The sequence below is a fragment of the Amycolatopsis sp. TRM77291 genome (assembly GCF_054166285.1).
The window spans coordinates 1-2747 of sequence record NZ_JBSZHF010000008.1 but is presented as its reverse complement, the minus strand read 5'-3'; the positions used below and the strand labels follow the sequence as shown (position 1 = coordinate 2747).

Sequence of the window (2747 nt, the reverse complement as noted above, 5' to 3'; positions counted from 1 at the left end):
GAGTACATCGACCCGGCACCGGTGGCTCACCTCGTGGAAGGTGCCTGGTCCAGCTATCAGAAGGGCGACCTCGGCCGCGTCGTCGCCGCGCTGCCGGGCCTGATCAAGACCAGTCAGGGCATGGAGTCCGCCTCGGCCGATGACGCCGCCTACCGGCGAGCCTGTGCGGCGGTGTCGGCCCGCGTTCACCACTTGGCCGCAACGACGTTGAGCAAGATCGGTGAAGCCGACCTGGCGTGGATCGCGGCGGAACGCGCCATGCAAGCGGCCGACGAAGCCGATGATCCCCTGGTGCTGGCCTCGGCTGCTCGTTCCGGCACTCACGCGCTCCTGGCCGTTGGCCGGTTCGATGACGCGCTTGAGCTGGGTGACGTGGCCGCGAAGTGGCTGGTTCCGAGGATGCGCGATGGCGATCCGGCCGCGCTGAGCCTCTACGGGATGCTCTATCTGCGGACGGCTGTCGCCGCTGCTCGGCAACAGGACCGGTCGACGGCGAACGAGCTGCTGTCTCACGCGGGCCGTGCGGCTGATCAGCTCGGCGTGGACGCCAACCACTGGCAGACCGGGTTCGGCCCGGCCAACGTCGAGCTTCACCGCCTGTCGGCCGCCCTGGACCTGGGCGACATTTCGCAGGTGATCGAGTCGGCTCCGAGGATCAGCGTCGACCACCTGCCGGTAGAGCGGCAGGTCACGCACTTGATCGACTTCGCGCGGGCGTTGAGCCTGGTCGCGAAGGATGACGAGGCGTTGTCGGCGCTGCTGACGGCGGAGCAGAAAGCGCCGGGGATCGTCCGGCACAGTACGGCGGTGCGGGAGGTCGTGCGGTCGATGTATCGCCGTGCCCCGGCGACGGCTGGTAAGAAGTCCTCGCCCTTGTTGGCGTTGGCTGAGCGCTGCGGCGCGGTGAGGTAGGTCGGGTGGCGTCGCGTGTTCTGGGCCTGGTCGGCTCGGGTGCTGGTGGTGTTGAGGACCTTCTTCCCCGCGTGATCCGCCCCGCGCAAGCGGACGGCTGGACGGTCGCGGTGACCCTGACCCCGACGGCGGGCCGCTGGCTGGACGAGAACGGCAGCCGCGCCGAGATCGAGAAGGCCACCGGGTTCCCGGTCCGTGTCGAGCCCCGCACGCCGGCCGAAACCAGCCCGCATCCGGCCCCGGACTGCTACCTGGTCGCCCCTGCCTCGGCGAACATGGTCGCCAAACTCGCGATGGGCATCGCCGACAATCAAGCCCTGACGCAGGTCAACGAAGCGATCGGCACGCTCAACCTGCCGGTCGTCGTCTTCCCGCGCGTGAACGCCGCGCACGCTCGTCACCCGTCCTGGGAAACCCACATCGACGCGTTGCGGCGTGCTGGCGTGCGTCTCGTGTACGGGGACGACGTGTGGCCGCTGCATGAACCGCGGAGCGCTCCAGGCCGAGAGCTGCCCTGGTCAGCGGTGCTTTCCGCGGTGAACGAGGCCGTTCCTCTCCCTCGCTAGTCCCTACCCGGACAGTTTGTCCGGGGTGAGGCTGCTCACTGGGTGTCTCCTGTGTTCAGCGCGCCCGACCGGGCTCGCCGAGACCGAGACATCGGGAGAGCACACATGGGCATTCACGTGGTGATTCAGCCCCTCGTCGGCTACGGCGCGGCGGTGGTTTCACCCTCTCCTGGCGTTCGTCAGCTCGTCGCCGGAAGTGAAGAGACCTCCTTCATCGTCCAGGTGCCCGCCCGTATCGGCGGCCTGATGGACACCGCACGGTTCGCGCAGAGTCTCGCGGCCGCTGCCAGCGAGTTCAGCGAGTGGTGCGAAACCCAGCACCGCACGCGCTCGCATTCCTCTTCCTTTCATGACCAGTGGTCCGACGCTGCCGATGACGCCATCACGCGCAAGAACGACTGATCACACGCATCTAGGAGCAACAAAATGGCTATCTACAAGGGTTTCCGGTTCCCTATCGACTTCGACGAGGCATTCGGACAAGGCTTGGTCATGGTCGGTGAGGTGTCGCCGGACAACGAGTACCAGTCGCGGGAAGACCGCTCTTCGGGTCGCCCGGCTCGGCAGCGGGTCGACGAGGTGACGGGCAAGCGTCAGTGGAAGGTCACGGTGACCGACCCGGACGAGGTCAAGGCGAAGCGCGCGTCGTTCGAGATCACGTTGCTGGCCGATGTGCAGCCAGTGCCGACGACGTCGGAGGTGCTGCCGGGTATGCGGCCGATCGAACTGGAGGGCCTGACGGCTGAGCCGAAGGTGGCCGGTCAGGGCGAGTTCAAGTACCAGTCCTACACGTTTCGCGCGACCGGCTTCAAGGCTGCGGCCGCTGGCGGGGTGTCGAAGTCGGGCCGGGCCTCGGGTTCCACTGAGTCGACGCCCAAGGCTGCGTGATGCCGGGCGGGGTGCCGGGGAGTCACCGTGTGGCCGTGGTTCCTCCGCACCTGGTCCAGGCGTGGGAGATGGCCTACCACCATTACAGCGCTCTGCGGACACACGCGGTCGACCCCGTGGCGGCGCATGACCTGGCCGTTGCTTCCCTCGCGGTGGCGTCGGCCTGGCGGGACCTCGCTTCGGAAGGCCAGTTGCCGTGGTGGGTGCTCGCGGCCGTGACAGCGGCGGCTGAGGGATTCGAGGAGAACGCGCGGTCGTGGGAGATCCGCGCTCACAGTGAGGAGGGGCAAGGCCGTGGCGTTCAATGCGATGTGGAAGCCGGGGCCGCAGGCGGTCGCGGGGATGCAGGGCAATGGTTCGGCGAACCCGGCGCTGGTGATC

At 68.0% G+C, this 2747-nt stretch carries 4 protein-coding genes; all 4 read left to right on the top strand.

Annotation, left to right across the window (positions count from 1 at the left end; genetic code table 11):
- The coding region (locus ACXIZN_RS43055) for a transcriptional regulator (protein WP_457960759.1) at window positions 1-912 on the top strand (912 nt) is incomplete at its 5' end.
- A 5-nt stretch (window positions 913-917) separates the two neighbouring features.
- On the top strand, window positions 918-1478 hold the full coding sequence (locus ACXIZN_RS43050; protein WP_457960758.1) for a flavoprotein: 561 nt from the start codon (window positions 918-920) through the stop codon (window positions 1476-1478).
- Between the two features lie 105 nt (window positions 1479-1583).
- A complete protein-coding gene (locus tag ACXIZN_RS43045; RefSeq protein ID WP_457960757.1) occupies window positions 1584-1880 on the top strand; it encodes a hypothetical protein in 297 nt (98 codons plus the stop codon).
- A 24-nt stretch (window positions 1881-1904) separates the two neighbouring features.
- The gene (locus ACXIZN_RS43040) at window positions 1905-2366 is read left to right on the top strand and encodes a hypothetical protein (protein WP_457960756.1); all 462 of its coding nucleotides are present in this window, start codon (window positions 1905-1907) and stop codon (window positions 2364-2366) included.
- Window positions 2367-2747 lie beyond the last annotated feature (381 nt).

What these genes read in the sequence shown, in the direction of transcription:
- ACXIZN_RS43045 (WP_457960757.1), top strand. Translation starts at nt 1,584, where the DNA reads ATGGGCATTCACGTGGTGATTCAGCCCCTCGTCGGCTACGGCGCGGCG.
- ACXIZN_RS43040 (WP_457960756.1), top strand. Translation starts at nt 1,905, where the DNA reads ATGGCTATCTACAAGGGTTTCCGGTTCCCTATCGACTTCGACGAGGCA.